Origin of the sequence: Viridibacillus arvi (genome assembly GCF_001274945.1) — a bacterium.
Taxonomy (GTDB): Bacteria; Bacillota; Bacilli; order Bacillales_A; family Planococcaceae; genus Viridibacillus; species Viridibacillus arvi.
Map to the genome: position 1 here is coordinate 719,212 of NZ_LILB01000001.1, position 24,404 is coordinate 743,615.

Consider the following 24,404-nt stretch of genomic DNA (forward strand, 5'->3'; position numbering starts at 1 on the left):
CCAAAAGGTCCACTCAATATGTATTTTTACGGTCTTGTGGTAGGGTGTGAAACTATAAGATACCATTTAGAGTCTTTGAATAAATGAAAAATCCCGAAAAATTATAGGAATGAAAGAGACGATTACTATTTATTCCTTATGTAATATCTCAACAACTAAATGAGTTGTTCACTGAACTTATTACTCAAGATTATAGGATTGCCACGACTAGATTTTTACTTGTAATAATCTTTTCTTTATCTTAATAATAAATAATATTAATTTAAAGAAAAACTAAATATTTTGAAGTTTAATATTCAACTGACAGGCGATTTAGTAGAAGAACTTTGATCTGTTCAGACAGCTCTTTTTTTATTGAACTAACGGGACAGTTTAATCCAAGCTCTTTTCTGTTGAACTAATTAAACTAATGAGGTAGGTTTGTAAAAGAATGCAGGTACAAAAATTTTTCTGAAACTGAAAAAATTAAAATCCTGGGGGAGAATAAAATGAAAGATATTCATGACGAAAGTACCTGTCCCGTTTGGGCTAATGAGACAATAGACATTGTCGAACCAAATCCCAAGTGGGTAGAAAAAGGTATTTATTTTTAGCGATAGGGGTTTTGGCTTCAATTTTATTTAATATGATACATCGTAGTATGAAGGAAAAAACCGAATATGCAGATAAACAAAATAATAGTTCATCAAGTTGATTTAGAGTTACTTACAACTTAAAGTAACGGGGGCAATTGTTCAATTAGAGCAATCGCTTCTTGTGCTAACGAAGCAGTAGAGTTGAATAAGATATAAAATAAAATAAATTAGATTAAAGTTTGGTAATGAATACAGGGAGAAGGCATTAAAATCATGAAAAAGATTATGGTTGTTGGGGCATCAGGAGTTCTTGGTCAATTAGTTTGTAGCGAATTATTAAGAATATTTGATAATCAAATAAGGTTAATAGTAACCGACTATAAAGCTGAACGAGGAGAAAAATTAGCGAATTCTTTTAAAACCGATGTTCAATTCCAATATTTAGATGCAAATAAAGAAGAAAATGTAAAGCAGGCAATAAAAAATATTGATATTGTAGTTGTAGTATTGAAACAGAAAAATCCATATATTCAAAAAGCATGTATAGAAAATAAAATATTATGTCTAGATGTTACACCATATTATGACTTTGTAGAGAAAGTTAACGAGCAAAATGAAGATGCAGAAAATAATGATATAGGTTCAGTTGTAATGTCTGGATTTTTCCCTGGATTATCAGGATTAATGGTAAAAAAGGCTATTTCAAATTTTTCAGAAGTGACAGAGATAAATGTTGGATTATTACAAAATACAAATGCTAAAGCTGGAATATCTGGAATTTTGGATATGTTAAATATAATTGCTCAACCAGTAAAGTTTGAAAACAAAGTTATATCTGGATTTACTAATAAAAGAAAAATGGATTTCCTTCATTACCTTAAAGAAAAAGAGGTAAGATATATAGACCATTCAGAAAAAGCTATCTTAAAAGAAACGTTGGATATTAACTATATAAATTATTGGACTTCTTGGAATGTTAATAGTTTCAATAAGCTATTATCTTTTTTAAGACAGGTTGGCTTCATAAAAAATGTTCATAAGTACAAGGATTTTCTTTCTAAGGTAGTAAAACATAAGCCTCATAAAAATGAAAATGCTTTTCTTACTGTTGAGGTAAAGGGAGTAATCGATAACAAAGAAAAGGTAAAAATATTAGCCCTATCCACCTTTTCTGATTATCATACAACAGCAATGGCAACTGCTTCTTTAGCAAAAATAGCTCAACAGAAAAATGTGAAAGGTGTAGTTTATCCTTTTGAAATAACTGACATAGATGAATTGCTATCCGAAATAAACTGCCCCAACATTGTTATCGAGGAATTTGAAAAATAAAAAATAGTTATTAAGCTAACGGGGGCTTTAGTTTAATTAAAAGGAAAGATCGTTACATATTGGTCATATAAGATATGTAACGCCCTTTTATTAGCTCCTTTTATAATGCTCAAGGCGATTTATTAAAAATTTAGTAGCCTATCGTGTAATGCAGAATAAATCTGCTTACACATATGAACTAGACTTTTAAACTTCTGGATAGGATTTTTACCTTTGCGTAGATAGTTTAAACCATGAGTTACTTCATAAAGAAAACTGTAAATGCAAAAACTTCTTAATAAAAAAAGCGATCCACTCGAATTAGTTGAGAGGATCGCTTTTTCTTTACTATTTTTCTTTCACTACATATGTACTGCTAGTTAAACTTTAATGTGGAGTCTAAGAATTTTTTAATTTCATCTACCTCTTAGTCGCCTTTACCGTTATTTTAGAACCCGTAGAGGTAATAATAAAGTGGCTCTTCTTTTTTCAGTACCATGTTCTGAGATAATTGTTTTTTACTCTAAAATAATATTCTTTGCTGGTGAATCCTTTTTCAGTCTAAAATCATATTTGTTTTCATTTTCATATTTTGGATTTAAATAACTGGATCTCTCATCACTACTTGAAGTAATTTTAAATTCCGGAAAAGAAGTATATTCTTCCTCTTTCCATACCCAAATACCAGTTTTTCCTTTTTCCTTATGGAATACATTATTTTGCAGTTTATTTGCTTGATTGGTTGTGAAATAATTAGCAATAAATAAGCGAGATGGTCCAGCTGTTAAAATGTTTTTTTCGATCACATTGTTTTTTGTATCATTTTGTAATAAAAGCTGTCCCCCATCTAGTCCCTTCGTGTCATTCCGATAAATAATATTTTTCGAGATTGTTGAATTTATCGTACCTCCACGATTTTTATCGTACCCACCAATCGATATCCCAGTGTAATAGTTGTTATAAATAGTATTGTTTTTAATATTAATATGACTAGCATATTTTTTTGCATGCTCAGACGTTGCTTCAATTCCGATATCGCATTTATATATGGTATTCATTTCAATAGTTATATTCCTCCCCCCATCTACGTATATTCCACCAGCAGAATAATCTTCCCCATAAGCCGGGTTTCCGTACGAGGATATTTCATAAACTTTATTATTTTTTACTACCCCATTTCGGACATAGTCAGCTTTTTTATTATTAGAAGTACCCTCATAACCAATCAGATCAATACCGATATTATCACTTCGGCGAACTAGATTATTTTCCACCTTAAAGCCGTCAATATTTCCATTAAGTACAAGAGATTCACTTGAACCGAGTTTTAAATCCTCTACTATATTATTAAAAATATTTATCTCTTTCATTGGGTCTGTTCCGTATATAGCAATCCCATGTCCATTTCCGTCATCTGCATGTGTTTCAATTCGCCGCACATGGTTATTCTCTAATGTAATATGACTGCTAGGTCCTGTTACATATATCCCCATTACCGTTTCATCTGTTAAATTAGTCGATAGATCCTGTATAGTTAATCCGCTAATCGTAAGATAACTTTTATTATTTATTGTAACTAAGGATGTATTCCCTTCGACATCTTTTACATCCTTTCCACTAAGAACAACTTTATCGTTTTTGTAAGCTCTAAAAATAATTGGTTTTGATTTTGTTCCACTATGTTTAATGACAAGTCTTTCATTATAGGTTCCTTTTCGTATGTAGACGGTAGTTCCGGCTACAGATTCTGAAGCAGCTTTTTTTAGTGTTCGAAAGGGCTTTAATTTTGTCCCATTATTTTGATCATTTCCATTTACAGCTACATATATTGAATTATCTTGTTCTGCTTTAGTATTATTTATTACTAAAACAATCGTGACAGCAGCTGCGGCCAAAAGGATAATAATAATTTTTTTCATTTAATCATTCCTTCTAAAAATAAATTATCTGCATAATAAGTCATAAAGGATAAAAGGATTACCTTGGTTGCGTAAACACTTTTAACTTTCAATGTATCAATAACTTCAGCTAATCCGTATACATGATCAGCGTCCGGATGAGTTAAAACAACAGCATTTAATATTTTTACTTTCTGCTTCTTTAAATATGCTACTACTTCATTTCCCTGGCCATTATTTCCTCCGTCAATTAATACATTCTCATTACCAGTTTGAAATAAGATGGAATCTACTTGCCAACATCAATAAAATGAACTTCATTGCTGGCTGCTTCAGACGTTGGAACACAATTAAGACTAACAAAACTATGAAAGATAATAATTCCATCAATTTATTAAAACCTCCCCTTTCATTTACTTAACTAGAACATTAGTGACCATTCCCGCTACCAAAACCGTTTAATTTACAATTTCAACAGCAAATAACATTTCAAGAATATTATCTTCAATCTTTTTCTCTCTCATTAACTCTACACTTACCATTGGGGAAATAGTGTCTCCCTTTTTCTCATTTATCTCTATATGCATTTTAAAAAGCTCATTTTCTGTTTGATCCACAATATCATCTTTAGATTTACCTGGCGATGCCTTTCCGTCACCATAACCACTACTTTTTTATAGTTGCCATATTACTTAATACGCTGTCATCCACAATCAAATTTCCTACTCCACCACATCCTGGGAATGACCATCCTGAAGCTGTTATAGTTTTTAATACATTCGTATACTTTTTTCATTATCGATTTGTACACTATTATCACAATTTCCGACGCCTATTTTAACTACCCTCGTTACTGTTTCAGTGGTCAGTTTACTTGTTAAATATTATGCTTAAAGTAATATCAATGCAAATATACTTAATAATAGGATTCTATTTTTGTTCACTTCATCCCTCCTTATTTGAATGTTAAATACTCCATTTACTTATATTCTACAAAACAGACCTATCCACTTATGTGAATAGGCCCGCGATTTTTCTTATTGTTGTAGTAAGTTCGAAAATTAACTTGATTTATAGTTTTTCTTTTAATTCCTCTATTTGTTCAATATGTCTTTTTTCGTGGTATCCGATAAATGGAACCCACTGATCTAGACTCATTAATCCGAATATTGGCTGCGGATAGGCTTTCTCTTTCAGTTGATCCTTGTTGCTACTTGAGACAACCTGATGAAGAGCATGACGTGATTCCTTCAGTTTATCTTTCATCTCTTCCAGTGTGATAAATCTTGGATCTGGATCTGCAAATGAAGGTGCTTTTATCTTTGTAGAACGGTCAACTGTTAACTCAATTGGCTTGGCTTTAACAGACTGTTTTTCACCTTTTTTCAAAGTATATTGAATTGCTTTTGCTACTCCAGCTTCAATTATATGCAGATGATGAAGTACTTGCATAATCGTCCAACGACCTTCTTCAACTTCCTTATTTAATTGCTCGTCCGATAGATTGCTTACACTATTCAATAATTCATCTCTTATGCTTTTGTTTTGTTCTAAGTACTGTTCCATCTTATATCCCTCCCATACTTACTATACTATTAGTCTATCACCGAGAATATTAACACCCAAAGATGACAAAAATGAATCTTGATTAGATCTTTTGTTAATTCTTTTCTCCATAAATCAGTTGTCCACCCATCAAATTACTTCTATCTCTCCACTTTACATATTTTGCAGAAATCCAAGTTATACCTTCCTCTAAACTAACATTCGTAGGATTAAAACCTTCACAATTAGCCCAATAGAAAATACCATTTTGTTGTATAAACGTAGCGTCAAGAATTTCTGCAGTATAATCCGCTGGAAGAGGGCTTATGCAAAAATGTATAATTTCTTCAAATATTATTTCAATTGCAGAAATTGGCCCAGCTTGTCTTTGAAAAATAGATGTGCTGAAGTAGTAGGATCAATTGCCATTCCGTAATCTTCTCCAACAAAACTTTTTGTTAGAACGTGAGCTTCTTTCAAACAACTATCATAAAAATAGCCAAATTTATTCATGAAGGTCCTAATGTCTTCATCTGTATTCAACGTTTGCCAATCCATTTCTCCACTCCTGTCTATGATGAAAAACCAATGGATCACTGAATTTGATTTGGAAGCTTTTACGCCTTCTACTTTAATTATTTTTTATTACAGAAGATCTTTCATTCTCTTTAAAGTATAGATGAAATACTCCCAGTTATTGATAGTTGAAGGTATACTTATATGCTCATCTGGCGTATGCACTAGAAATATATCTGGACCAATTGAAATAGCATCTAAACCTGGAATCTTCTCGATAAATACACCACACTCAATCCCAGCATGTACAGCAATAACTTCCATCTCTTTTCCGTATTTTTCTTTATATGTTTCTTCAAATAATTTCTTCGCTTTTGAATCAGGGTTATAAGGCCATTCAGGGTAATCAGAGTCAATGAGTACTTCACATTCAAGCATTTCTGCAATTGTTCTTACTTGAGTGACCATATAGGATTTTACACTCTTAACGGAACTTCTGATTTCACTTTCGAATGTAATAGATGTATCAGTTGTCGTCACAACCCCTAAATTTGTGGAACTTTCCACTAACCCCTCTATTGCCATACTCATTCCTTGAACACCATGTGGAATTAACAGTAAAGAAGTAATAGCTTTATGCTTCGTTTCTTTGGCGAATACATTTGAAGAGCTGATGTCTGTTTTTTCAAAGACAATTGATACCTTCGGATCTGAAAACTGTAGTTCGTTTTTCAAAATATCATTGTATTTATCAATTTTCTTTTTTATCTGCTCAACATCTTCCTGTTGAATAAAGACAGTTGCTTCTGCTTCTCTTGGTATAGCGTTAGGTTTTAAACCACCATTAATCTGTTGTATAGAATATTGAAATTCAGTTGATAGTTCATGTAATACTCTTCCTAATATTTTATTAGAATTGCCTCTCTCTTTATTGATAGAGATACCAGAGTGTCCACCTTTTAAACCTTTAATACGAATGCTATGAGCTACCTCATGTTCCGTAGTATTCTCCCATTTAATCGGCAGTACTTGCGTAACATGTACGCCCCCTGCACTGCTGACAAGTAATTTACCGTCTTCTTCTGAGTCAATATTAATCAGTATTTCCCCTTTGAAATGGGCAGCATCTACAGCAAGGGCACCATTCATCGTTGTCTCTTCTTCAGTTGTAATGACCACTTCTAGAGTTGGGTGCGGGATATCCTCTGCATCTAATAACGCTAACGCATATGCAACTGCGATTCCGTTGTCCGCCCCTAAAGTAGTATCCGTTGCATACAGCATGTCCCCTTCTATTCTTAATTGAAGTGGATCCTTTTCAAAATCATGAATTGTATCTTGATTTTTCTCGCAAACCATATCCATATGCCCTTGAATAATGACCGTCGGGACATTTTCATATCCAGTTGTAGCATCTTTTTTTATGATGACATTTAATGCCGAATCCTGTACAACTTCAAGATTGCGCTCTTCTGCAAAGCGAACTAAATAATCACTAATCGCCTTCTCATTACCTGAACCTCTTGGAATTTTGGATATCTCTGCAAAATAATAAAATACTTCATGACTTGTTAGTTCTTCTAGATTACTATACATAGTTTCACCTTCTCTTTAGCAATATTTGAAATGTTTAGTATTATTATAGCTCAACCTTTAGACAAGATGTTGTCCCCAGTGTTAATTATCAGAATATACATGTATCTTTAAAATATAGATTGATCATTTTTTATACTTCTTATTAACATAAAAACAATTTTTACTTTTATAAGAAATTTGGCCAGCATTTATTGTGAATACTTGAACTGCTGTGAATAATGCTTTGTTAAATGTAAAAAAACAAACATGCTGGCTATTTTTTTAGTTTTCCAAGTCGACCGATTAGAATTTGTGCAAGAACAACATGCTCTATTCCTATATCCAAGAGTAATAGTATCTCTTTTCAAATCTTCAATGATTACTGCTTATTTTTTACCAACATCACCATGTTTTGCTTCAAAGCTTCTCCCTTTTTAATTCTTATTTAACCATTCGAAAGCTTGAACTACTGCATTGGCAATTTCGATATCTTGTGCGCTACTGCCTCCACTGATCCCGATACCGCCAACAATTTCCCCTTCACTAACTAAAGGAATTCCTCCTCCAAGAATGACGATATGACCGTTATTTGTTGTATTTATACCAAATGAAGGACTACCTGGAAGAGCTGCTTGCGATAAATTCGCAGTCGGCATCTGCATACTTACACTAGTCCAAGCCTTGTCTTTAGAGATTTCAATACCTGCGATTCTCGCATTATCCATTCGAAGAAAAGCAATCAAATGAGCGCCATCATCTACAATGGCAATATTACTTGAGAGCCCCATTTGATAGGATTTTTGTTCGGCAACACTCAATAATCGTTTAGCTGTTTCAAGAGTAAGTTTAGCCAAAATTCCACCTCTTTCTTATATGTCTATAGCATATGGCAATGCGATAGCAATGGTGTAAACTTAAGCAAATAAGTTACAGTGTTCTAAACCGTGCCTATTTGATGTTCTGATGTCACATTTAATTTTTCTATCCAATTTTCAGCTTACGATATCCATCTACTTTTGGACAAAAAAAAACCTCTTAGATAAACATAACCTGAGGGGTATAACGTTGCGACTTTATTTCACGGCTTCTTTAATAGTAAAAGTGTTTGAATTAATATTCTAATTATTCAAATAACACCTTGTAATGGTATTTAATTCCCATTAACCTTATGTTAAGACTTTTTAGAAATGGGGATGGTTATATTTTATGAAAAAAGCACTCCTCACCATCATTATCTTTATTGTATTAGTGGCTGGATCATATGGTATTTTTCAATACAATAAGTATAAGGAAAAACCAATAACAGATGTTCTGACACACTTAGAGGATAGTGAGGTTCGCTCTACAGATGTAACAAAAATGAACAAATTAAAATTCGGAAAAAGCTATACTTTAAACAATGATAATTACGTAATTTTAAAATCACTTAAGAATGTAAAGCTACGTCTAACAAAAGATGATTACGATATGTTTAATTGTGACTATATAATATCTATCTATACAGACTTAGACAGAATTACTATATTTTTGTTTGTTGATGAAAAAGAGATGGTTATCCTCAGTGATACTGAAAGCTGGGGTAGAAGACATTATAAAACTACTAGTAGTGACTTTTTTGATGTTGTAGAAACATTATTAACTAAAGAAAATGAAGATGTGCAAAAATAAAAATGGGCAATCCAATAAGTCAATTTTTTGACTATTGGATTGCCCATTTGTAAATTCAATAATGATAATTTTTCTATCGTATTTATCTTTTTAACACAGCTCGTTATCGCCTATTTCGCACGTTTTATGAAAAGCGAAACAACTATAGCAAGTAAAACAATGATAAATCCTAAAGTAAATGCAGAATCAAATCCTGCTGTTAAAGCAGATAGAATTTCCGTTGTGTCATTTGGATTTTCTGATTGTGTTAAATAATCCTTTTGTCCAGATGACATTTTACTAATGAATAGTGCCGTTCCAATGGCTCCTGCTACTTGCTGTAACGTACTAAAGATTGCTGTCCCATGAGGATACAACTCTTTAGGTAATTGATTTAAGCCATGTGTTTGTGTTGGCATCATGACAAGCGAGATACCAACTAATAGCATACAATGGATCGTAATAATGTAGCCAGTTGTCGTTGTAACATCAATTCCTATAAACATCCACATTGCAACAGCTACTAACACAATCCCTGGAATGATAATGGTTCGAGGACCATATTTGTCAAAAAGCTTCCCAGTAATTGGGGCCATAATACCATTTAACACACTACCTGGTAACATGATTAAACCAGATTTAAAAGCTGATACTAAAAGTACACCTTGTAAAAACATTGGTAGTAATGTCATTGTTGAGAACATCGCCATCATGACGATAACAATTAATACGACTGTAATTGAAAACATTGGATACTTAAATGTACGTAAATCAAGTATTGGGTCCTTGATCTTTAATTGTCTTATAATGAACCAGATTAATGAAGCAACTCCGATTATTAAAGTGCCATAAACTTCTGGATTGTCCCATCCTAGCTCGCCCGACTTACTAAAGCTATAGACAAATCCGCCAAACCCGATTGTTGATAAAATTATAGATAAGATATCTACAGCTGGTTTAGTTATTTCCGAAACATTCTTTAAATACTTCGCTCCAACAATGATTGATATTAGAGCAAGTGGTATTACGATGTAGAATAACCAGCGCCAATCAAGAGTATCAATAATCACCCCTGAAAGAGTCGGCCCAATAGCTGGTGCAAACATAATAACTAGGCCGATCAAACCCATTGCACCACCACGTTCTTCCGGTGGGAAGATGATTAAAATGGTATTCATCATAATCGGTAGGATTAATCCCGTTCCGAATGCTTGTATAATACGCCCTACAAGTAAAATGCTAAATACAGGTGAGAAGGCCGCAATAATTGTCCCTACTAAAAATAAGATCATCGCAGATAAAAACAATTGCCTAGTTGTAAACCATTGTTGTAACAAAGCGGTAACAGGTACTAGGACCCCCACGACTAACATATATGCGGTAGTTAACCACTGAATAGTAGTAGGTGTTACACTAAATTCACGCATCAATTCTGGCAAAGCATTACTTAATAGTGTTTCATTTAAAATAGAAACAAAAGCACCAATAATCAAAGCAATGATAATCGGTCCTTTTTTTATATTCGATAAATCGAATGAATTATTTGGTGATACTTGGTTCGTCGTGTTCACTTTTATTTCCTCTTCCCTGAAAATTTGCTACACTTGTAGGATAAAGCTACAAATGTCTACTAAATAATATACACATATAATTTTAATGTTGAAAGAATCAAATTTAGTTAAGTATCTATATAAACTACAAAACAAGGAGAATGTAGATGAATTTTAATGACAAAAAGGTCGATCTTAGGGTTAGAAGAACATATAAACTACTGTGGGAGGCACTCGAAGAATTACTTTCACAACCTGGACAAGAGTTTAATTCAATTACAGTCAATCAAATTTGCGATAAGGCAATGGTTCACCGAACTACTTTTTATAAACATTTTGAGGATAAATACGATTTGTTATATTTTGGAATCGAACAATTTAACGAAAAATATGTGAAGGTCGGCTTAGAAGAACGTGTTTTAAAACCTTTCCAATCATTTGAGATGGTTCCAAACTTAGAGTTATTTGATAACATCATACAATCAAATAAAAATGATGAAATATTCAATAACTACATGAATTATCGTAATAAAGAAACACTGAAGTACGATTTTCTAGAGTTAAATAACCGCGGGGAGAATTTCTCGGTACCAATTGAAATCATTGTGGAATTTTATTCAGGAGCACTCTCTTCACTAAGTGCATGGTGGATTCAAAATGGACGCAAGGTTCCTGCAAAACAAATGGATCAGTATTTTCATGAAATGATTAATAAAGAATTTTTCTCTAGTTCAAAATAGATGCTTCTAATTGGAGCTTCTCCTATCCTACTTTACTTCAGTAACATTGTTTGAACAGCCATAATGACAGTTCAAACAATGTGATAGGCTTCATTTATAAAGTAGGCTACTCTTCATGAACCGTCACTATTACTCCGTCCACATTATTTCCTGATATTTCATAATGTTGATTCACAGGGACATCAATTGTCCTACTCTTTGAAATTTCATAATAAGTAACCGTATAATTTTTTCCCTCAGCATTTATGGAAATCTCCTTATTCTCTTTCAAGAAATCTAAGTATTCTTCTAAAGTCAGTTTCTTTTTATGCATAATGGCACTATGAGGTAAACCGACATAACGTATATGCCAAGGTTCATATTGAATTCCTGTAATGTTCGTTTTGTTTTTCGGATAGCGTAGAACAAAGCCGTACTTCCATACCTCTTGTGCAATCCATTTTCCTTCTGGAGCTTTCTCCATTTTCATTTGAGTAGACCCTATATCAAGTGATAAACCTAAATTATGTTCGCTATATCCTGCTGGCAATGCATAATTAGAGCCCATTTTTTGATATAGCTCACTTTGCTCATCAAAATCTCGATAGCTACTACTAATCAAAAAATGACTAACGCCATCTTTTTCCGCTGCATCTACTACCTTCAAAAATTTATATACAATTTCCTTTGATAGGCGAAGATTTCTATCAAGTATTCCATAGCCACTTATTAGCTCTTTATTTTGAAATAAATTTATAATATCAGATTTTATGCTACCTTTCTGAACTGGGTAATCTTTATTAACTAATAATAGATCCCCTTTATAAATTTGCTCTTTTGTAATTTCTTTCTTTTCGATATTCGTAGAAGTTACTTTATCATCCTTTTCCACATTCTTAACTTCTACGCCATTTTGATATAATGGTGCCAAATAAATACTAACAAATACTGTGCACAATATAAGTGAAAAAAATACCCACTTTTTCATTTCTAGTTTCCTCCTTAACCTTACTTAACTATAGGATAAGAAAAACTATTTAAATAAAAAGTGGGGTAAACTTAAAATTTTTATTAAATTTTTAAATGAGATTCAGCACCGTCGTCTACCGGTAATCTTACTTCAAATATTGTTCGGGTTAAATTACTTTCCACAGAAATCGTTCCGTTATGTTGTTCTACAATATTTTTCGCAATGAATAAGCCAAGCCCTGTACTTTCTTGATTATGGGTTCTTGCTTTATCACCCGTATAAAACATATCGAAAAGATACGGCAACTCTTCCTCTGGAATACTATCTCCATAATTAATAATTTGTACGACAACTTCTTCATTATCAATATGCCCATTTAAATCAACAAACTGTCCATCATAGCCGTAACGAATTGCATTGGTTAATAGATTTTCAAATACTCTTGCCAACAATTTACCGTCTCCATTAATCTTTAAATGAGGAGCTATATTCATTCTAGCTACTAAATCCTTCTTCTCTAATAAAGGATATAATTCTTCATCTAACTGAATAAGTAATTCACTTATATCAATCGACCTTTTCTCAAGCTTTAGCATGCCATATTGCATTCTTGTTATTTCAAATAGCTCATCGATTAGACCTTCTAATCGTTGAGATTTCGTAAATGCTATCGTCGAAAAATGTTTAATTTGCTCTTTTGTTAAATTTTCATCTTTAAGAATTAAATCTAAATATCCTAAAACAGATGTTAATGGAGTTCTTAAATCATGAGCCAAATTTAAAACTAACTGATCTTTACTGTTTTCTGCAAAATCTCCTCTTTCAACAGCTTCTTTTAACTTTTCACTTGCTAAATTAATTTCGTGTGCAATATCACTAAACTCATCATTTGAAGCAACATGAACTCGATTTGTAAAATCACCGTTAGCAAGATAATGAATTCCATTAGAAATTTCATTAAAGTACTTCGAATATGGTCTAGTAAGAAAAAAGAAAAACAAAATAGATAGAGGGATAAATATAATTAAAAAGAAATTAACATCTCCAATATTTCTAATCGTTGACCGCAATTGAGCTAAAGAATCCCCATAGCGAGCATTAGTTTTATAATAGAGCTGAAGCCATTTGTAGATTAAATACGTAATGCCACCAGCTAATATCATGCTTAAAACGAATAGTGCAATCATTTTTGAGCGGAAGCTTCTTACCATTTTAGCCATTGAATGTATAACCAACTCCCCAAACAGTTTTGATTAATTTATCTTTCCTCTTATCTTCTCCAAGTTTTTTCCGTAAGGTACGAATATGTACCATAACTGTATTTCCGCCTTCATAATACTCCTCGTCCCACACTTGTTGAAAAATATTTTCCACACTATATACTTTCTTCGGATGGCTCGCTAATAAATATAAAATATCAAACTCTTTTGGAGTTAATTCAATATGTTCATCGTTAACAATAACTTTTCTTTGCTCCGGATAAATAACCACTCCACCAATTTCCAAAACGTAATTATTTTCATCCTTTTGCGGTTGATTCAACAGGAAAAATCGTCGCAATTGAGCATTTACACGTGCTACTAATTCAATCGGAGTGAAAGGTTTCGTCATATAATCATCTGCTCCTATTACTAGCCCTGTCACCTTATCGAAATCAGACGTTTTCGCACTCAAGAAAATAATAGGCATATGATATTGCCCTCGAATTTGACGGGTAACTTCATAACCGTCCATTTTGGGCATCATAATATCTAAAATCACCAAATCAATTGGTTGAGATTCGATAACACGAATAACTTCTTCCCCATCAGCTACTTTAACGACATGGTAACCTTCTTTTTCTAAATGTATCCCAATTAAATCAGCAATTTCTGCCTCATCGTCAGCTACCAAAATTGATACTCGCTTCATTTTATTACACTCCTATATCATTTCAATTCCATACTACTTACACTCAAAATATTATTTAAAAAGAGATTCTAGATTAAGTTCATTTGGAGACATTAGAAATCACTAAATATCTAGAGAAATTAGTTTTGTCTGGCCTCATATTATTTCCAACAATATTGGAACTACTACAAGTTACATTTTAGGACTAAAACTCAAACACAATTTTTCCTTCTACTAGCTTCAACTTTGCACTAAATATCGAACCTTTCTTCGATTTAAAGCCTTTCATTTCCTTTGTCACACCGTATTGACAAAGATCTGACACCTGCTTCGGTGATAGTTTTTTACCTGCTACTGTTTTAGATACAGTAAATTTACAGCCTGCTTTATAATTCGAACAGCCGTAAAAACTTTTACGAGATAACAACTGTCCTTTTTTACAAATCGGGCAAAGTCCAAGTGGTTCATTGGAAGCACTATTCTCAGCGGCTGCTTGAATATCCGTTTTCTCTACCATTTTTGGAGTTACTTCTATTAAATGATTTAAAAACTTACAAACGTTTTGGATGAAAGCTTCTTTTGAACCTGTACCATTACCGATTTTCCGCAAATACGTCTCCCATTTTGCGGTCATTGTAGGACTTGATAATAGCGATCCTTCAATTGTCTGGCATAATACTCGTCCTTTATCTGTTATTGACACGATATTTTTGGTTACCTCTATATAACCATGACGTTTTATCGTTTCAATGATGCCAGAACGTGTTGCTTCAGTACCGAGCCCTTCCACTTCCTTCAAAATATCGCTAGCGCTCTCATCATCCACTAGTTTTCCACAAGTTTTCATCATTTGCACAAGCTGTCCTTCCGAATATGGCTTCGGAGGCTGGGTTGTCCCCTCATGAATAGCAACTTTTGATTCTACTACCTCATTCTCATTTACTGGAGGTAATAATGGTTCTTCATCCTTTTTCTTTGTCGGTTCGCTACCACTCCATAGTGTTTTAAATCCTGGATCTAGCTCCACTTTGCCAACTGTTTTAAAATCGATTGCTTTTACATTCGTCATGATTGTCGTTTCTTTATATACATGATCTCTGTGGAACATCGCAAGTGCACTCTTCACGATCTCAAAGTAAATATTTCGCTCCATTGGTGATAAGCCTTGTACTTTTCCTGCCGTTGGAATTGTTTTTGTTGGTATGATGGCATAGTGCTCTTCCACTTGTGCATTATCTACATAACGTTTTTGAGGACGTGCGGTTGCAATTTCAAATGGTTTATCAACGATTTTCTGATAATCCGCTAATCTGTCAGCCAGATAACTAAATTCGGCTTCGGTAATATACTGACAATCTGATCTTGGATAAGAGACTAGCTTTTTCTCATACAAACCTTGCACAACATCCAACACTTTTGCCGGACTGTATTTCCATATTTTATTTGCTTTAGCTTGTAATGTAGAAAGTGCATGTAACTTCGGAGGTTTAACATGCTTCCGTGCTTTTTTGACATCTCTAATCACACCTGGCAGGATTTCACCTTCAGTAATACTAGCTTGATGAAGTATTTGCTCGACTTCTTCCCGCTTATCCTTCTTAATAGCCGCTTTCCCTTTATATGGCCCTTTTTCAGCTAAAAATTCAGCTGTTAGTTCATAGAAATTGGTCGGTTTAAAATGTTCAATTTCTTGTTGTCTTTGATAAATCATATAGACTGTTGGCGATTGAACACGACCAATCGACATCGTTTCATTTAGACCCTTTGCCTTTAGTAGCATCGTATATAAGCGACTTGCATTCATCCCAACAAGCCAATCACTGATTTGACGTGCCTGCGCTTCATGATACAGCAGTAGATCCTTGTCATTATTTCGCAAATTGGCGAACCCCTTGCGTATTTCATCTACCTCTAGTGAATTAATCCAAAGTCGCTGAACTGGTTTCTGACGGACACCCGTTTGACGATAGATGGAATAAAAAATATTAGAGCCTTCTCTGTCCACGTCACATGCGTTAATAAGTACATGTGCTTCTTTAAACAGTCGCTTCACTTCTTGAAACTGATCCCACTTGCCCTTTGCCACTCGGAATTCATAGTTATCCGGGATCATCGGCAATTGTGCCAGCGACCAGCGCTTCCATTCTGGCTTGTAATCTGCCGGTTGTTTTAACTCAACTAGATGCCCTATCCCCCATGTAATCGTCGCTCCATCTGGAAACGTCTGATTCGGGGCTATTTCTATGTAATGTTTTGTTTTCTTTGCTACTTGAAAAGCATCTGCATAGGCTTTCGCCTGCGATGGTTTTTCAGCTAAAATCACCGTAAGTCCCATACTAACACCTCTATTTATATCCTTACTCGTATCATACCGAAAATTTGTTCGGTTGGCTATTGGAGAACGAGAAAAACGTTTCAAAAGCGGGCTGACTTTTGAAACGTTTAAGTTTAATATATTTCTATTAAGTTAGGCTTTGCATTTTCAGCTTGTAATCTGCGAGTTGTTTTAAATCCACCAAATAAATTCAGGGTTATTTTTTATTTTTTACAATATCCCACTCATCATTATTGATTTGCTAATATTTTCTTTAAGAGACTTTAAGAAAACTAAAAAAACATCCCAAGCTATAAATCACTAAATAAAGCGACCTCTGCATAAAGTAAATAAACTTAAATTTAAGAAATGGAGGTAGCTGTATGAACGTTCATGACGAATTTTCGCAAAACCAACATCCATTCACCAAACCTTGCCCGAACCCTTACTGCAATAATCCGAATTGTCCTTGTGGTGATCAATGTAATTGTTCTCCTGATAAACATTGCGGAGAAAACAAAACAAATCCAATAAACATATTCCTCTCGAAATTCATAGATGAACTTCCCATTCCTCCTGTTTTAAAACCTCGTAGGAAAGATCATTTATACACATATTATAAGGTGAAGATGACGCAATTTAAGCAATCTATCCATAGTGAGTTACCTGATACAACCGTTTGGGGATATGAAGGCAGCTACCCTGGACCAACATTTGAGGTAGAAAGTGGAGAAAGAGTATATATTAAATGGTCGAACAATCTCCCCCCTACACATCTTTTGCCTATAGATCATACGGTGCATGGTGCTCATACGGATGTACCTGATGTAAGAACAGTTGTACATGTACACGGTGCTAGTGTTGAATCAGATAGCGATGGATATCCAGAGGCTTGGTTTACAAAAGGGTTCGAGCAAGTAGGCCCATATTTTAGAAAAAAAGTATATCAATATGATAATAATATGCGAGCTTGTACTCTCTGGTATCATGATCATACACTAGGCATTACGAGGCTCAATGTGTATGCTGGATTGGCAGGGTTCTATCTTATCAGAAATCATCGAGAACGATTATTGAATCTACCAAATGGCAAGTATGAGATTCCTCTTATCATACAAGACAAAACTTTTAATAAGGATGGATCTCTTTATTACCCGACGCAACCAAGAAAACCAGTCCCAGAATTGGAGACTTCAATAGTTCCTACATTTATAGGGGATACCATCTTGGTGAATGGCAAAGTATGGCCATACCTAAACGTTGAACCACGTAAATATCGATTTAGGCTGCTAAACGGGTCTAACAGTCGTTTCTATAATATCAAACTGGATTCGGGTCAACTTATATATCAAATCGGAACAGATGGCGGTTTGATGGAATATCCAATTGGTGTCAGAGAAATTATGTTGTCTCCTGCAGAACGTGCAGATGTAATCATTGATTTTACCAATCTGGAGGGTAAGAATGTAATTATGATAAATGATGCCCCTACCCCTTTTCCAAGCGGGGTTCCGGTAGACGAAAATACAAGTATAGTGATGCAGTTCAAAGTGACGCTCCCGCTCTCCTGTATTGATACAAGTGCGATTCCTGCTAATCTAGTTTCGCTACCAAAAATAAACGAACAGGCAGCCTCAAAGAAACGATATCTATATTTTAATATGAATACAGATAAATTCGGTCGTCCATTAATGTTATTGGAAAATAAACATTGGGATGACCCGATAACTGAAAATCCTAAATTGGGAGCAACAGAAATATGGTATCTTATTAACGCTTCTCCGGATTCACACCCGATGCATCTTCACTTAATTCATTTTCAAATAATAGACCGAAGAGATTTTGATGTCGAAAAGTTTAACAAGGAAGGAATCATCCAGTATACAGGTCCGTCAATCCCACCAGAAGCACAAGAACGAGGGTGGAAAGATACCGTTCGAGCTAATCCTTACCAAGTAACTCGAATAATTATGAAATTTGGTCCTTATATAGGATTGTACGTATGGCACTGTCATGTATTGGAGCACGAGGATTATGAAATGATGAGACCGTATATTGTTATCAAGTAAAAATACTTTAAACCTTATAGTCTGAAATAAAGATTCTTTCGTCAAATGTTGGGGTGCTGTAAATCACCAGCACCTTATCCTAAATGAATCCCGAAAATCAAAGAACAGCTAAACCTTGCGAGCCAAAGTAAGGATAGTTAGTCCAGGCAGCAACCTGTATTCCTACTAGACTACCATCATCTTGGATATTAAATACTGACACTGTACCCTGGTTTCCGTTAAGTGTGTAAAAATGTCGTCCATCTTTACTGATTCCCACATCCATAGGTAGACCTAGCGCTATACCTGGTGGTGTACTAGTATTATGTCCTACCACCGATAATGCTCCATTGATATCGATTCGATAGGTGGAGATGGTTCCGCTCAAGGTGTTGGTAATGTATGCAAAACCTTCATCCCTCGTTGATACAACCCAACAAGCAGTCTTATATCCGTTTCGTACAGAGCCGCTGATTACTTGAAGGATGCCATCCTTGCTCAATGAATAAGAAGACAACGCATTTGAAACTGCTTCTGTAACTAAGAGCATTCCAGAGGATAGAAAATAAGCGCCCAATGGTCCTTGGCCGTAAGAATTATTAACAATCGGTCCTGTAACCGTACCATTTTTATTTACATTGAATACACTGAGATGATTTGATGTAAACTCGGACACAACAATTTTACTGCCATCTGGACTAAATAGAATCTGCGCCGGCTGAGCATTGACAGTACTTAGAGAATGGGTGGATCCTGAAATAACAGTAAGGCGTCCGTTATCATCTATGTGAAAACCAGTGATATTTGATGCAAAATTGTTTTCGGCATTACCTACATTGGAGACATAGAGAAGATTACCAAATACATTTACACTATTGGGCTGAGCACCTCCTGATGGCTTCACATCAGCGAGAACAGGTATTCCACTATCAGTTATGATGAAACTACTGATACTATGACTGCCTGCGTTAACTGCAAGTAGGAAACGCCCATCACGGGACAAAGTAAGAGCGCCCTGTGACGTTAAGGGGTCAATGCCATTTCTTACTATTGCATTGGAAACTTCCTTTGTACCGGTACCTCTACCATTAGTTGAGAAGGAACCCGCAAAGGTGAGCATTCCATTCATGTCCATGTAAAAGGCAATGACTTGATTCATTACTTCATTATTGGTCATCATGTACACCATACGCGCACGATTATTATTGTTCATTAACTGCATTTTATGACCCTCCTCCTTCTATAATTTTATATGTTTCTTGTGCCATTTAAATTACCCTGAGTGGAAGTAAATGGGTCTCATTCATTTATCCCAATAACCAGGTTCCAGCCAAAAATGGTCAAGCTTTTTATTAATATAATTCGGTGTCATTAATGTAAGATATTCCCAATAGAATTGGTTCCTTGTGCCTTTCACAGTGCGAAAAAAGAAGTCAACCAAGATTTGACCTGGCTGACTTCTTTTCTCTGAACAGTGTCTCGTTTCTGTTTCCTAATGAAACAAATATGGACTTCTTTTTAGATTAATAAGTACTTATTTTAAAGTTTAAACTGACGAACTAACTCATCTAGCTCATTTGCTAAGTCGGCGAGTTTCTCTGATCTCACTGCAACTTCGTCCATCGAGCTACTTGATTGTTCGCTTGTTGCAGCAGTTTCTTCGACGCCAGAAGCTGACTCTTCGGAAATTGCTGCAATTTCCACAATCGAACTATTCAACTCTTGGCTATTTATTGCAATATCTGATAAATTCTCAGCAATTATTTTAATATTTCCCACCATTTCTGTCACAGCATCGTTAATTTCATCTAAAGTGTTACTTGTAGTTTTAATATGGCGTGTTCCTTGTTCGACTTCTATGTAGCTGCTTTGAAGCGATTTGGTTACATCGGATGACTCTGTTTGAATATTGATAACAATACCTGTGATATCCGTTACTGAAACAGATACTTGTTCCGCGAGCTTTCTTACTTCATCTGCAACAACAGCAAACCCTTTTCCACGTTCTCCAGCTCTTGCAGCTTCAATCGCTGCATTTAAGGCTAAAAGGTTCGTTTGCGTTGCCACTTCTTGAATAACAGAAACTAACTTGGAAATCTCTTGTACCTGATTGTCGAGGTGATCCATCTTTCTAACGGCTTCATGAACAATTTCTTCGATTTTCATCATTTGGTTCTCTGAAGATGCCATCAATTGTTGTCCATTATTTGTCAGTCCAAGCACTTCTATAGAGGATGTTTGAATGTGCCCTCCTTTTTCACTCATTTCCTGTGCTTTTGTAGCAAAAACTCCCATCGTATCAGCGAGATTACTAGTATTGTCTGCTTGTTTTTCCGTTCCGGATGTAATTTCTTGCATCGTCCTGGCAATTAGTTCCGATCCTATTTTTACTTCTAATGCTGAATGGGTTAATTCTTCACTTTGTGCTGAAACGCTGGAAGAAGCGTCAGCAACTTGTTGAATTGTATCATGAAGAGTATTTTTCATAACTTGCATTGCTTCCGTTAATTGACCAATTTCATCATTGCGGTTACTTTTTCTTATTGCAACTGTTAAATCACCTTTAGAGAGTTCCCTCATCAAGTCAGCAATATGTTTAATTGGATTCGAAATTGTTTTACTGAACTTAATAGATATAAACAGCACAACCAACAACGTCCCGACTGTAATAAATAGTGCGATCAACAGAATTTGTTGCTTCGTTTTCTTAATAACAGATATGTCTTGGTTTATGCCGATGGCGCCAATAATCTCACTTTGCGTCGGATCATACATCGGGATATAGGAATTCATATGTACATCATTATTTTCGGAGATTGTTTCTCCATTCTCAACAGAAGATAAAATTGAAGCATTATTAATGGACTTCCCAACGTTTTCCTCTTCGGAAGAGACAACAATTGCTCCGCTTCTATCATATAAATCGATTGTCACGCCTTGCAACATCTCGTTCAATTCCTTTAGAAAAGTATCGTCAACACCTGTTTGTAGGGTCCCAATCACTTTATTGTTGTAGATTACTGGTGCAAACGCACGAACGGAAAGGCCACTAGCACCAAACTCAAAACCGGAAATCGATTTGCCATCTAACGCAGATTGAATCGCTGAAAGTCCGCTCTTGTCATCTCCATGCTTTTCTGGATTATGCCCACGTAACGACACAATGCCCGAAGTATTTCCAAATTCAAATACATTAAGTCCATGTTCCGCCTGGAGACGAGGATAGATTTTCTCCACCTCTTGTAGTAGTTCATCACGTTTTTCTGATTGAAAAGCTAAGACAAGTTCTTCATCTGTAGCGTAAATCGATGTAATCTCAAGTAGGGCTTCGGAAGCCTTGTTGAATTGCGTTTGAATTGTATGCTCCAACTCTTCCTGCTGATTCTCAATCAGTTTTGTAAATCCTAGTTCCACTGCATAATAAATCACGAAAACCGTAATTATTAGTGGAATAATCGTTAACGATAAAAAGATTGCGAGCAACTTTTTGTTTAAGCTGTCTGGATTAAAGACTCTTTTCATTTCAAAATCCCTTTCATATCTAGGTGCATGACATATATGTTCAAGGCTTCAAATCAATAGGTAATTCTTCTAGCTTCCCACTTCTTTCTACCTATAATCCTTTATGCCTATAGTCAATCATAATCGCTATATAAGTAAATGTCACTCGAAAGTGTCATTTTTTATCATAAAATTACATTGGGTGTGAGCGACTGCCATTTGAAACGATAGTTGGAGACTTTTGAGAATGGTTGCAGAAAGTAATCATCTAGTTCAAGAGCGAGCTGTTCAAGTGAAGAAAATGAATCAATCTACCCCGTTTGTTGGTGAAGATAACTCCCTTCACATAGGAGGAGTAGCTTCAGGATATTAACGAATTTACAATGTTAAGAAAATTCAATGTGAAAAATCCTAATTCCAATAACTATGGAATTAGGATTTCATGATGCTTATTAATTAAACTCTTTATCCACTATCGCTTTCGTTACGCCTAAGATATCTCCCGATAAGAGTAATCTAGGTCATTATTTACTTTTATTTAGGCTCTGTTAAATAATGTTTTTGATATGCGAATATAAATCCACCCGATATTTAATTTTGCTAACTCTGTGTATCAAATATCACTGTTCTCTATATCAAGCAAGTAAGCTTTCGATATATAGTCTGTAACTTTTCTAGGTGAGTTGTATTTGTCATTATCACTAAATATCGTAAGTCCAACTTCGTGTACATCAATAAATGTATCGACCTTTTCAAAATCCAGGGTTTTAAATTCAATAGGTTTATCCCAGTTACTTGTTGGAACTAAATTCCCTTCAGAAAGTCCTTGTCCAAAGAAAATATACACGATTCCAACAACGATTGATTTAAACATTTCATTTGGAAGAGAAAAATCATTTATTATACTATCATGTGAATATTGAACAAAATATTGTTTTTTCAATTTCTCCCCTCCTATTCAAGTTACTTTTAAAATTTTTGAGTAGTAATGGGAACTGCATATGATCGACCATTTTATTTGAAAAGTCTAAGGTAAATATGGTCAACATCTCTTATTTAGTAAGGAGTTAAGCAAAGTCACATACTAACACCTCTATTTATGTCCTTATAATTCTATTAAGTTAAGCTTTCATCAGAATTCTTCAATGAAATTTAATGCGTAAAATCTACTTTTTCCCCTATTTTTATAATAGTCAGAAGCATCATTCCTATAATAATTACAAGGACTAATAACGCTGGTGCAAAATTGTCAAAAACATCTACCGTTAACCCAATAAATGCAGGACCGAGTGCCCCTAGTAAATAGCCACCAAATTGCATCATAGCAGACCAAGAGATTGTTTCTTCAATATTTTTGGATTCTTGAATAGGTAAAAGTAACGCCAAAGGAAATAAGCCACCCGCCCCAATGCCAAGGAAAACAGTCGCTACCCACGGAGAGAAATGAAGCAGTAAAAGTACAATCCCTAGTAACTCGGAAATACTGCAAAATAGCAACCACATTCTTCTATTCCCTGTTTTACTCACAAACATAGGAATTAAGAAACTCACTGGAATTTGAATGACTGTAAATAACGTTAAAATCATCCCTGATTGAGAATAGCTGAAACCTACTGATTGTGCAATTGGAGCTAACCAAGCTGTTATCGAATAAAAGATAGCCGCCATGCACCCAAAAAATAGCATGAATACTGTAACCCGTTTATTCCTTACAAATAAAGATGAAATTGCTAGCGGACTTTTACTTTTATCCGTATTCTTTAGAAGCGGGAGAAGTAGTAAAACCGCTGGAACCGCAACTAAACTCCAGAAACTTAACGAGTATTGCCAAGATTCATTAAACCTTTGATATAGAGGCACTGAAAAACTAGACGCAACTGCCGCTCCAATCACCATGGAAACAGAATAAATCCCCATTAAACCAGGATTTTCAGGGATGTATTTTTTTATAAAGCCTGTAATTAATGGCCCGGCGATACCTATTCCAATACCAGAGATCAAGGCTGTCACAAACAACAAGAAACTATTATGCACGAACATGCGTAGGAATGTAGCAATGAATATTAAAAGCATTGCTATAACTAACGACCTTTCCATCCCTAATCGTTTATTCAACTTAATAGCTAAGACTGCGAATAATCCCATAAAGAAAACAGGTAACGCAGTAATTAAACTAGCAGTCACCCCACTCATTCCCAAATCCCTTTGGATAATATCTAGTAAAGGACCAACAGAAGTGATCGATGGTCTTAAATTTATTGAAACAAAAAATGTTATTAAAATAAGATACACAAAACGCATATCCAACATCTCCTTTCCCCTATCATTGCTTTCATTTTATATTT

20 protein-coding genes and 3 pseudogenes are annotated in these 24,404 nt (G+C 34.7%); 6 read left to right on the top strand and 17 right to left on the bottom strand.

The annotated features are described in order from the left end of the window. The first annotated feature begins 848 nt into the window (after window positions 1-848). Complete coding sequence (locus tag AMD00_RS03430) at window positions 849-1,907, top strand: saccharopine dehydrogenase family protein (protein WP_053415675.1); 1,059 nt, start codon at window positions 849-851, stop codon at window positions 1,905-1,907. Window positions 1,908-2,404: 497 nt separating this feature from the next. Here the strand turns inward: AMD00_RS03430 and AMD00_RS03435 are convergent, their stop codons facing one another. The 3 genes and pseudogenes from AMD00_RS03435 to AMD00_RS23105 all read right to left on the bottom strand — a co-directional run bounded on the left by AMD00_RS03435 (window position 2,405) and on the right by AMD00_RS23105 (window position 4,401). After that, complete coding sequence (locus AMD00_RS03435; protein ID WP_053415676.1) at window positions 2,405-3,805, bottom strand: right-handed parallel beta-helix repeat-containing protein; 1,401 nt, start codon at window positions 3,803-3,805, stop codon at window positions 2,405-2,407. Continuing rightward, a pseudogene (locus AMD00_RS23845) lies at window positions 3,802-4,071 on the bottom strand (MBL fold metallo-hydrolase); the annotation flags it as partial. The gene AMD00_RS03435 and the pseudogene AMD00_RS23845, both read right to left, overlap by 4 nt. 171 nt (window positions 4,072-4,242) lie before the next feature. Continuing rightward, a complete protein-coding gene (locus tag AMD00_RS23105) occupies window positions 4,243-4,401 on the bottom strand; it encodes a hypothetical protein (RefSeq protein ID WP_157059164.1) in 159 nt (52 codons plus the stop codon). Window positions 4,402-4,799: 398 nt separating this feature from the next. Here AMD00_RS23105 and AMD00_RS24260 point away from each other — a divergent pair. Next, window positions 4,800-4,844, top strand: a pseudogene (locus AMD00_RS24260) (hypothetical protein); the annotation flags it as partial. 11 nt (window positions 4,845-4,855) lie between these two features. On the opposite strand, the gene AMD00_RS03440 reads toward AMD00_RS24260, so the two are convergent. The 4 genes from AMD00_RS03440 to AMD00_RS03455 form a co-directional block, all read right to left on the bottom strand. Beyond that, on the bottom strand, window positions 4,856-5,350 hold the full coding sequence (locus AMD00_RS03440) for a DinB family protein (RefSeq protein WP_053415677.1): 495 nt from the start codon (window positions 5,348-5,350) through the stop codon (window positions 4,856-4,858). 333 nt (window positions 5,351-5,683) lie between these two features. After that, the gene (locus tag AMD00_RS03445) at window positions 5,684-5,887 is read right to left on the bottom strand and encodes a hypothetical protein (protein ID WP_053415678.1); all 204 of its coding nucleotides are present in this window, start codon (window positions 5,885-5,887) and stop codon (window positions 5,684-5,686) included. 87 nt (window positions 5,888-5,974) lie between these two features. After that, window positions 5,975-7,441, bottom strand: coding sequence for an aminoacyl-histidine dipeptidase (locus tag AMD00_RS03450; protein WP_053415679.1), 1,467 nt, complete (start codon window positions 7,439-7,441; stop codon window positions 5,975-5,977). A 413-nt stretch (window positions 7,442-7,854) separates the two neighbouring features. Next, on the bottom strand, window positions 7,855-8,274 hold the full coding sequence (locus tag AMD00_RS03455; RefSeq protein ID WP_053415680.1) for a GlcG/HbpS family heme-binding protein: 420 nt from the start codon (window positions 8,272-8,274) through the stop codon (window positions 7,855-7,857). 352 nt (window positions 8,275-8,626) lie between these two features. On the opposite strand from AMD00_RS03455, the gene AMD00_RS03460 reads away from it, so the two are divergent. Beyond that, window positions 8,627-9,088: a hypothetical protein gene (locus tag AMD00_RS03460; RefSeq protein WP_053415681.1), complete on the top strand. Its 462-nt coding sequence runs from the start codon at window positions 8,627-8,629 to the stop codon at window positions 9,086-9,088. Between the two features lie 110 nt (window positions 9,089-9,198). Here the strand turns inward: AMD00_RS03460 and AMD00_RS03465 are convergent, their stop codons facing one another. Further along, entirely contained in the window at window positions 9,199-10,587 is a 1,389-nt protein-coding gene (locus AMD00_RS03465; protein WP_407701116.1) for a DHA2 family efflux MFS transporter permease subunit, read from the bottom strand. Window positions 10,588-10,784: 197 nt separating this feature from the next. Here AMD00_RS03465 and AMD00_RS03470 point away from each other — a divergent pair, with 197 nt between their 5' ends. Next, window positions 10,785-11,357, top strand: a complete 573-nt coding sequence (locus tag AMD00_RS03470) for a TetR/AcrR family transcriptional regulator (protein ID WP_053415683.1) — start codon at window positions 10,785-10,787, stop codon at window positions 11,355-11,357. A gap of 106 nt (window positions 11,358-11,463) precedes the next feature. Here AMD00_RS03470 and vanY read toward each other — a convergent pair whose 3' ends face one another. The 4 genes from vanY to AMD00_RS03490 all read right to left on the bottom strand — a co-directional run bounded on the left by vanY (window position 11,464) and on the right by AMD00_RS03490 (window position 16,531). Then, a complete protein-coding gene (gene vanY / locus AMD00_RS03475) occupies window positions 11,464-12,324 on the bottom strand; it encodes a VanY-A/VanY-F/VanY-M family D-Ala-D-Ala carboxypeptidase (RefSeq protein ID WP_053415684.1) in 861 nt (286 codons plus the stop codon). Between the two features lie 83 nt (window positions 12,325-12,407). Beyond that, window positions 12,408-13,526, bottom strand: coding sequence for a HAMP domain-containing sensor histidine kinase (locus AMD00_RS03480; RefSeq protein ID WP_053415685.1), 1,119 nt, complete (start codon window positions 13,524-13,526; stop codon window positions 12,408-12,410). Next, a complete protein-coding gene (locus AMD00_RS03485; protein ID WP_053415686.1) occupies window positions 13,519-14,217 on the bottom strand; it encodes a response regulator transcription factor in 699 nt (232 codons plus the stop codon). The genes AMD00_RS03480 and AMD00_RS03485 overlap by 8 nt, the downstream gene beginning before the upstream one ends. Window positions 14,218-14,401: 184 nt before the next feature. Continuing rightward, a complete protein-coding gene (locus AMD00_RS03490) occupies window positions 14,402-16,531 on the bottom strand; it encodes a type IA DNA topoisomerase (RefSeq protein WP_053415687.1) in 2,130 nt (709 codons plus the stop codon). Between the two features lie 515 nt (window positions 16,532-17,046). Between AMD00_RS03490 and AMD00_RS03495 the strand changes: the two genes are divergently transcribed. Then, on the top strand, window positions 17,047-18,579 hold the full coding sequence (locus tag AMD00_RS03495) for a multicopper oxidase family protein (protein ID WP_053416774.1): 1,533 nt from the start codon (window positions 17,047-17,049) through the stop codon (window positions 18,577-18,579). A gap of 97 nt (window positions 18,580-18,676) precedes the next feature. On the opposite strand, the gene AMD00_RS03500 is transcribed toward AMD00_RS03495, so the two are convergent. Both AMD00_RS03500 and AMD00_RS03505 read right to left on the bottom strand, forming a co-directional pair. Continuing rightward, window positions 18,677-19,780 carry a lactonase family protein gene (locus AMD00_RS03500; protein ID WP_053415688.1) on the bottom strand — a complete coding sequence of 368 codons (1,104 nt, stop codon included), beginning with the start codon at window positions 19,778-19,780 and terminating at the stop codon, window positions 18,677-18,679. Between the two features lie 317 nt (window positions 19,781-20,097). Then, window positions 20,098-22,080 (bottom strand): methyl-accepting chemotaxis protein, encoded by a 1,983-nt coding sequence (locus AMD00_RS03505; RefSeq protein WP_053415689.1) that lies wholly within the window; start codon window positions 22,078-22,080, stop codon window positions 20,098-20,100. A gap of 226 nt (window positions 22,081-22,306) precedes the next feature. On the opposite strand from AMD00_RS03505, the gene AMD00_RS24090 reads away from it, so the two are divergent. Continuing rightward, window positions 22,307-22,432 carry a hypothetical protein gene (locus AMD00_RS24090; RefSeq protein WP_281173031.1) on the top strand — a complete coding sequence of 42 codons (126 nt, stop codon included), beginning with the start codon at window positions 22,307-22,309 and terminating at the stop codon, window positions 22,430-22,432. A gap of 79 nt (window positions 22,433-22,511) precedes the next feature. Here the strand turns inward: AMD00_RS24090 and AMD00_RS24265 are convergent. The 3 genes and pseudogenes from AMD00_RS24265 to AMD00_RS03515 form a co-directional block, all read right to left on the bottom strand. Next, window positions 22,512-22,580 (bottom strand): annotated as a pseudogene (locus AMD00_RS24265) (LEPR-XLL domain-containing protein); the annotation flags it as partial. Between the two features lie 92 nt (window positions 22,581-22,672). Continuing rightward, on the bottom strand, window positions 22,673-23,002 hold the full coding sequence (locus AMD00_RS03510) for a hypothetical protein (RefSeq protein ID WP_053415690.1): 330 nt from the start codon (window positions 23,000-23,002) through the stop codon (window positions 22,673-22,675). A gap of 209 nt (window positions 23,003-23,211) precedes the next feature. Next, complete coding sequence (locus tag AMD00_RS03515; protein WP_053415691.1) at window positions 23,212-24,360, bottom strand: MFS transporter; 1,149 nt, start codon at window positions 24,358-24,360, stop codon at window positions 23,212-23,214. Window positions 24,361-24,404 lie beyond the last annotated feature (44 nt).